This window comes from Gordonia sp. NPDC062954, from assembly GCF_044543825.1.
GTDB lineage: Bacteria > Actinomycetota > Actinomycetes > Mycobacteriales > Mycobacteriaceae > Gordonia > Gordonia tangerina.
In genome coordinates this window covers 1-7,306 of sequence record NZ_JBITWL010000055.1, presented here as the reverse complement: position 1 = coordinate 7,306, position 7,306 = coordinate 1, and the positions used below count along the sequence as shown (strand labels likewise).

Below are 7,306 nucleotides of genomic sequence, written 5' to 3'. Positions count from 1 at the left end.
GCTCAGCGCAGACGCGCCGTCGGATGAGACAGGTGTGGGCAAAATCGTGTCCGCCGACGGGCAGCTTCGTGACCGCGAGTGGGCAGTCCTTATTGTCCGTCAGCGGGCACTTTCGTGACCGCCCATGGGCAGTTTTTCATGTCCGCTGACAGACACCCAATGCGAGACTCGATGACAGGCACTTGGGAGTGTGACGCCGAGAACCCGACGGAATATCCTCGCGCAGTCTCATTGTCGTTGTCACTCGGTTCAGGGCGAGGCGCAGATCCTGACTTTGTCTCAGATCGCCTGACATTCGATAGATCACCTTCGCAATCATTGATGCAGGTCACCGACTCCCCGGTTGGCGTCATTCCTCCCAACTGCGATGTCAGCCGACACCGACAGTCCTACAGGTGAGACGACAGCAGCACGATCGACGCGTGCCGCCTGATGAAGCGCGACGGTGAGTCCAGCGCATCCGCAGCTGTCCGTAGGTCTTCGTGCCCTATGTCCTGGATCCGATCGGACGTGAGTTCTGCAGCCATCACTTCGTCCAGCTCCGGGCGCATAGCGAGAACTTCACGAATCGGTGCGTAGTCGAGCCGACATCTTCGCTCGCCATCGACGTACGGAGCACTCACCGCCCTGCCAGCTAGATTGTCCGGCAGATCCGCGAGGAGATTCATTGCTCTACAGGTCTGGCCGCCGGCACTCAGCACGGACACGGTACGCGCTCGAACCTCTGCCGTTGTCGTCGGAACCTCTGCAAACGCAACGATTCGCTCGGCGGCCTGATCGTCAACCTCGCCGATCGCGAGCAGGACGTCAAGAACGCGATCGATACCACCCGACGCGGCCGCCTCCGAAGGAAGCAGGCCCAGCGCGGCGACAACGCGTGAAACAGCCGTCGGTCCGGCGGCAACCAACAGACGGTGCGCCAGGTGATGTTGCACGCGGGAATCGGCGTGTACGAGTATCTCGACCAGTTGCTCGACTTGTTCAGGCTCCGAGAGTCGAGAGAGTTGGTCCTCGATCTCCGCGAGCTGGTACAGCTCCGGGAACAGCGTTGCAAGCTGCTCGACGTTGAGTGAGTTCTTCATCGCAGCAACGGGATCGTCCGGATCGTGGACTACGACCGCGAACGCTTCGTTGACGGCACCAGATCTGATCAGCGCTCGAGTCGCGCGGCGGGATGCGCTCACCAGACTTTCGCGGAACCGGGCGGTGACCGAATCCCAGAGGTAGTCACCAAGACCAACGGAAGCTGTCAGCGTCTCAGCCCACTTGTCACCCCTGCCTGACCAGTCGACCTGCACCGGCCAACTATCGACGTCCCATCCCCGATCAGCCACAGCACAATCCGGTACGCCAGTGGCCACCCGGATGGCTGGCCACAGGAACAGCATGTCCCGCGCATGAACATCGGTCAGCGCAGCGCCGTACACCGCCGACCCCGCAGACCGCGTCGTGACTTCCCGAACCGCAGAGACGATCTCCTCGGTGAGATCACCTTCCAGGCGACCCCAGTCGACTGCGCTCATCCCTCCCCCAGTGCCGACGCGACATCAGCGGTCATGTGAGAGAGATCCCGATCCTGTCCGCCATCACCCGGATCATGTGCTGCACGCCGATTTCGTTGCGCCCGATGGCCATGTGGTCATGCTGCCCGCGGCGCACTCCTTCACCGCACTGAGGGAGCATCGCGAAGTCTTCGTCCCGAACAGCGGCATGAACCTGTGCGAATATGCCAGCATACATCTCCACCTGCTCAGGACTCTCCGCAGGGTACTTCGCCATCCAACTGTGCCGCACAACGCAACTCGTGGCCGAATCACCCGGCAGAATGTCGATGACCTCGACTCCTACAGGACTGTTGGCCAGGATGAGGTTGGGATAAACCCAATAGATGATGCCCATCTGCGCAGTCGGGTCATTCCACGACTCGTCTTGTTGCATACCCTCGAGGTCCCGAACCCAGTTGAACGGGAAGCCGATACGGTGGTGCGGGCCGAACTCGTCGTAGACGTGGGTGTTCGCGATGGTGTTCTGTCCGATGACGCTGTTGCCGTGGACGAATGGAAAGTGGTAACCCTCAGCGAAGGCTTCGAGCCCACCCTTCCAGCTGACGGCGGAGTTCAGGGATCGCTCGTCATGGTACTGGTAGTCCTGGTAGTTCCACCGTGCGAGTTCGGCACCGCACTCACCCAGGTGCGTGTCCAGATCCATCGGCGCATCGGCGTTGAGGACACCCCAGATGAATCCGTGACGCTCCTCGCTGGGTAGCTCGACCAGACCGTATTCGTCACGATTGACGTCGTCGAACCCTGCCTTGCCCGGAATCCCGCGCAGCTGTCCCTTGTTGTCGTAAACCCATGCGTGGTACGGGCATGTGAATCGTCGGCTGTTCCCTGCCCCGCAAGCCGGCATCGCGCCACGGTGGCGGCAGTAGTTCAAGAAGACGTGAGCCTGCCCGTCACGGTCACGGGTGATCAGCAACGAATCGTCGAGCACCGTGCGCACGACATAGTCATGATTCTTCGAGATCTGAGCCGATGCCAGCAGAGGAAGCGGCGTCTCTCTCAACAGTTGGTTCCGTTCGTACTCGGCGATCTTGTCATCGCGGTAATACGACAGGGGCACCCGCAGTGTCGACTCGGCCATGTCCGTGGTGTTGGCAACTGCCAGGTCCAATGCTCGTCGAGTGAGCTCAGCTCCGAACGGGCTGGCGGTCGGTCCCGTGCTCGGGGTGGGGTTCTCGAACGTCGTCATGCCAGGTCCTCTCGTCACCAGTGCCCTTGCCGATGACCATACATGAAACACGTTCTATGTCTAGTCGTTCGCGTCGATCCCCCGATCCAATACGCCACTAGGATCGACGAGCACGACACAATGGGCAGGTGCGTACACATGGATGGGCCGGCCTGATTCCCCCGGCCGACGACGACGAGGCTGCGAAACGCATCATCGCCGCCGCAGGAGAGCTGATGGAGTCGGGTGCAACCGATGTGAACATCCGTCAGGTCGCACAGAAGCTGGGTATCGCTCGCCAGACCGTCTACCGGTACTTTCCCAACAGCCAAGCGCTGCTCGTCGCGACAGCTCAACACGCCACCAACGAGTTCCTCGACGACTTGGCGCGGTCACTTGAAGGTCTCACCGAACCTTCCCACGCGATAGTCGAGGCAGTCGCCCTAACCTTCGAGCGCCTTCAAGATAATCGCCGATTCGCCCTGCTGTTCGTTCAACCGGACAACACAGAACTCACCGCCGAGGTCACCGCTACGCGGTCCATCGCCATAGGACGCGTGATCGTCGACCACCTTCCGATCGACTGGGCCGGACATGGATGGACGGACGCCGACATGAATGAGCTCGTCGAAGTCATGCTCCGGTTCGTCCAATCACTCCTCGTCGACCCGGGCGCCCCTCCTCGTCCCCCAAACGAGCTACGCGCATTCCTGCATCGGTGGGTTGGAACGGCCATCGAGGCGAAGAGTTCGACGTCCACGTCGGTGGCCCGAGCTCAGTCCTGAAACTCGGAGCGTCACTGAACACCGAACGAGTTGCGTGGCAAGACTTTACAACTTTGTCGCGTCCGTATCGGAATATGCAGGGATCGAATATGCAGGGTTACCAGTAAAACTCGGCATATTGAGTTGCAGCGCACCGGGATTCGGTGGTCGCGAACACCCTCCCTCCCGACATTGAGCTGCCACCTCGCATCGCATCATCGCGCGAGTCCCAGGAACACCATTAGTGAGCGTTCGACCTCCACTAACTGTTCGGACGTCAGCCGACCAACACGCGTCAGCACGTTCGACCGTCGTACTTCGGTCAGCTTGTCGACCATCACGTCGCTGTCTCGTTCGAGACCCGAGATCGCATCGCGGTCGCCCCTGACGCGAATCCGCAACAACGGTGCATCGATGAGCCGGCTCGTCATCGGCGCAACCACCACCGACAGAGTCGAATCGAAGAGGTCGTCCTGGACGATGACGGCAGGCCGCGGCTTGGACGCATACACGCCACCCGCAACGGTCCAGATCTCGCCGCGAATCACGTCTCGTCGTCCCACGGCGCGGCGACAGCCTCGACGAAATCCTGCTCGTCCCCATCGGCATCTGCCTGTGCCGCTAACAGCGACTGCGTGTGGGCTTGCGCGGCAAACTCGGGCGTGCGCACGTCAGGGACCCAAACCTGCAATGGTCGCAAACCGCGCTCACGCATCCGGCGTCGATACTCACCAACCCTGTCCCTCACTGCCATGGCCCCCATGTTACATGTAACGCTACGAAGTGGTCGGGCTGTGCGCCGGCTGTCGAATATGAAGCAATCAAATATGCAGGGTCACCAGCAAAAGCCTGCATATCACGCTGCCCCGCAACACTATTCAGCAGCGTGCCGTTGTCGGATGACAAAGTAGATGAGACTTTGACACCCAAGTTGAGACTCGATGACACAGATCTGGGACTTCGAACTCAATGAGTCGGCGTGTGCGCTATCCGCGAGCGGCTACTGCCAGTTTGGCCGACTCAACCAAGTGCTGCGCTGCGCGGATCATCCGCGTTAGCTCCGCGGAGGTTAGGTCCTGATGCGTGTACGCAGCCTTGTTCTTCAGGTTCAACAGCGTGTTCAGGTGTCGCTCGGATCCGCTGTCCGCACGCTTCAGGAGGGCTGCAGCCTCGGCGTGGTTGCCGGTATTGGAGTGCACACCAAGGCGAACACAGCAGATGACATCTGAGGCTGCGATGCCAGCGTCGATGTACAAGTCCCCAGCGGCGTTGGGCATCTCCTCCCCGAGATGCTCAGCGGCATCCAAGAACTCGTTCGCCTTCGACATCCGCCCTGCGATGACCGCGGAGTCACAGTCGCGCTGCGACGCCATCAGAACCTCCCCGACGCGGGGCGCATTTGCGCGTTGAACCAGGACCGCGTACCCGCAACGGTGAGGCCTTGCTCCGCCACGTCACGAAGCAGAGGTTCACCCGCGGCAGCCGCGGCGCGGAATTCGTCCGCAGCGTACTCGACTATGCGGCCGTCGTTGCCGGTCCACGCTGTGATGAGCCGGGCAACCTCTGTCACCCGATGCCCCCACACGTCGTCACCTTCGCGGCCCCAGTCCCCGGCGCGCACCAGGATCAGGTCAATGTCACTGTCTCGCCGCATATGCCCCGTCGCCGCCGACCCGAAAACCGCAGCGTACCGCAGCGTCTTACCCCACTCTCGGAGGTGCTCTTCGAGACGGTTCAGAAACGCGGAGTTCAGACGTGCCAACGCCATGATCGGCTCAGCGGCGAGGTGTTCAGTGTTGAGTCGATAGGTATTCGTCCTACCCACCTGGTCGTGCAACACCACGCCCTGAATGGCGAGTCGGTTGAGGACCTTGCGGATGCCCTCAGCCGACGCCGTGGTGAGAATGCGATGGACCTGGCTGATCGTGAACGTAGCGTCTGCGGACGCCAACACCGCGAGTACGTCTCCGTCCAGGGTCGGCGTTACCGTGGCAAATGGTTTGTTCAATTGCACGCCCGACACCTCCTGAGAATGCAACTAAAGTTAGAATAACACAACTATAGTTGGCTTTGGTCGCATGGAATTGCCCACGAGTCACGCAGGAGATTCCTGCGAACCGGAGTCGTACGGCACAGCGAAGCGGCCTATCTGACCGGTCAGCACCCCGCTCGTTCATTCGCCACGCCGCACCACTTCCGACGCCCAGGCTTGCTCCTGCGCGAAGCTGCCAGTTAGCCAGACTGCGCGCCCCGGTTCGAGTGATTGGAATATGCAGCAATTGAATATGCAGCGTTACGAGTAAAACTGTTGCATACCGCGTTCCGCGCGAACCTGCTGGTCGCCTCGGCCCGAGACCGCATCGACAACCCACTTCCCATCCCCCGACGATCACCATTTCGCGGGCAAACCTATGTGAGGCACCGAGAGTGTTTCGCGGGCAGATTACGTGAGTCAAGCCGGGTGGTGGCGTGTAGCCGCGTAGTGAGGCTACACTCGGAGCCGTAGCCAGCCCATTGCGGTGGGTTTGGAAGTCAGCCACAGGATTACTCGCCGGACGACGAGGCCTGTGGCTCGCGGTCTTTCAGGGGCCGATGGTGTGTATTTCGACACCGGAGCCGAGTATGTCGAGGTAGTCCCCGCGGCCGCACCGCTGTTGCACCACGGCACCGCACACGATGTCGGCCACCCACAGCGCCGGTTCGTGACGGCCGATAGCGTGGTCGATTCGCAGAGTCGGGGCGACGGCTTGTCGGGCGCGGAGCTTTTGCAGCATGTCCATGTCGCTCGCGTCCTGTTGGTTCGGGATTCCAGCGTGATCGTGGCGCAAGGCATGTCGGCCAGGTGTGGCAGTAGGAACTCCATGCATTTGCGTTGTCAAGGGACATCGGTAAGTGCCCATAGGCGGACATGGAAACTGCCCGTAGGCGGTCATGAAGGGGTGCCCGGTGGCGGACATGATTCTGCCCACTGGTCCGCCACCGGGGATGGTCAGTTGAGGGCGGTGACCCCCTTTCCGGCGAGTGCTTGGGCCAGGCGCACGGAGTCGCCGCTGGTCTGGCACAGGTGGGCATGGTGCAGCAGCCGAAAGCGCGTGGGTTCGCGAATTCCCGCGTGGGGAATTGCGGGAACCCGTGCGTCGGTTGGTCTTTCTTGTCGAGTTGGGGTTGGGTTCCTCACCGGGGGCCGGTCGAGCGGCGTTCTGGGTGGGCGGCCTGGATGTAGGTCATCGCTGTTTTGGCGCTGATGCCGAACACCCGGATGAGGTGGACGGGGTCGGCGGTCTGGGCGGCCTCGTCGAGGATGCGGTCGCGGCGCAGCCGGGTCGGGGTAAGTCCGAGTCGCTCGAAGATCGTATCGAGCACCCGGTTCGAGACGGGCGGTAGTGCAAGATCGTCGGCGGTGACCTGGCTGACGAGCAGGTGCGGGTTATCGGTTCGGCTCCACCGCTCTCGGCGTTCGCAGAGCCAGGAGGCGGCGAGTGTGTGGGTCAGTTCGTCGAGGTAGACGGTGTGATGGCGAGGGTCGCGGCGGACGAGCAAGCGCCCGGCGGCAAGGTCGAGGTCGTCGAGCTGTAGCTGACAGGTTTCCTGCTTGCGGAGTCCATGGATGGCGATCAGCGCGACGACGAGCTTGGCCATGGCGCCGTCGGTGCGGTCGATCAGGCCGCGGAGCTGGTCGGTGGGAATCGGTGCGGGTAGTCGACGAATCGCGGGCAGTTGACGGCGCTCATCGAAATTCCCCAGTGATGCTCATCTGAATTCCTCACCCGTGTGGCTCCGCCAGAGTAGGCGGGCCTCCCGTGATGCTGATG

At 61.7% G+C, this 7,306-nt stretch carries 9 protein-coding genes and 1 pseudogene; 1 reads left to right on the top strand and 9 read right to left on the bottom strand.

Features of this window, described 5'->3' with window-relative positions:
- Positions 1 to 389: 389 nt before the first annotated feature.
- The gene (locus ACIGKQ_RS25040; protein ID WP_396575162.1) at positions 390 to 1,523 is read right to left on the bottom strand and encodes a hypothetical protein; all 1,134 of its coding nucleotides are present in this window, start codon (positions 1,521 to 1,523) and stop codon (positions 390 to 392) included.
- A gap of 31 nt (positions 1,524 to 1,554) precedes the next feature.
- Positions 1,555 to 2,751 (bottom strand): aromatic ring-hydroxylating dioxygenase subunit alpha, encoded by a 1,197-nt coding sequence (locus ACIGKQ_RS25035; protein WP_396575161.1) that lies wholly within the window; start codon positions 2,749 to 2,751, stop codon positions 1,555 to 1,557.
- A gap of 128 nt (positions 2,752 to 2,879) precedes the next feature.
- Here ACIGKQ_RS25035 and ACIGKQ_RS25030 point away from each other — a divergent pair, with 128 nt between their 5' ends.
- Entirely contained in the window at positions 2,880 to 3,515 is a 636-nt protein-coding gene (locus ACIGKQ_RS25030; protein WP_235726331.1) for a TetR/AcrR family transcriptional regulator, read from the top strand.
- Positions 3,516 to 3,709: 194 nt separating this feature from the next.
- On the opposite strand, the gene ACIGKQ_RS25025 is transcribed toward ACIGKQ_RS25030, so the two are convergent.
- The 7 genes and pseudogenes from ACIGKQ_RS25025 to ACIGKQ_RS24995 form a co-directional block, all read right to left on the bottom strand.
- Positions 3,710 to 4,042, bottom strand: coding sequence for a type II toxin-antitoxin system PemK/MazF family toxin (locus tag ACIGKQ_RS25025; protein ID WP_396575163.1), 333 nt, complete (start codon positions 4,040 to 4,042; stop codon positions 3,710 to 3,712).
- Positions 4,039 to 4,248, bottom strand: a complete 210-nt coding sequence (locus ACIGKQ_RS25020) for an antitoxin MazE-like protein (protein ID WP_328714473.1) — start codon at positions 4,246 to 4,248, stop codon at positions 4,039 to 4,041. Before ACIGKQ_RS25020 ends, ACIGKQ_RS25025 begins: the two co-directional genes overlap by 4 nt.
- A 232-nt stretch (positions 4,249 to 4,480) precedes the next feature.
- Positions 4,481 to 4,867 (bottom strand): hypothetical protein, encoded by a 387-nt coding sequence (locus ACIGKQ_RS25015; RefSeq protein ID WP_235726328.1) that lies wholly within the window; start codon positions 4,865 to 4,867, stop codon positions 4,481 to 4,483.
- Positions 4,867 to 5,508 (bottom strand): nucleotidyltransferase domain-containing protein, encoded by a 642-nt coding sequence (locus tag ACIGKQ_RS25010; protein WP_235726327.1) that lies wholly within the window; start codon positions 5,506 to 5,508, stop codon positions 4,867 to 4,869. Before ACIGKQ_RS25010 ends, ACIGKQ_RS25015 begins: the two co-directional genes overlap by 1 nt.
- 568 nt (positions 5,509 to 6,076) lie before the next feature.
- Positions 6,077 to 6,274 carry a hypothetical protein gene (locus ACIGKQ_RS25005; RefSeq protein WP_372475487.1) on the bottom strand — a complete coding sequence of 66 codons (198 nt, stop codon included), beginning with the start codon at positions 6,272 to 6,274 and terminating at the stop codon, positions 6,077 to 6,079.
- Between the two features lie 209 nt (positions 6,275 to 6,483).
- A pseudogene (locus ACIGKQ_RS25000) lies at positions 6,484 to 6,579 on the bottom strand (ATP-binding protein); the annotation flags it as partial.
- An 89-nt stretch (positions 6,580 to 6,668) separates the two neighbouring features.
- Entirely contained in the window at positions 6,669 to 7,133 is a 465-nt protein-coding gene (locus ACIGKQ_RS24995; RefSeq protein WP_396575160.1) for a site-specific integrase, read from the bottom strand.
- Between the last annotated feature and the right edge of the window lie 173 nt (positions 7,134 to 7,306).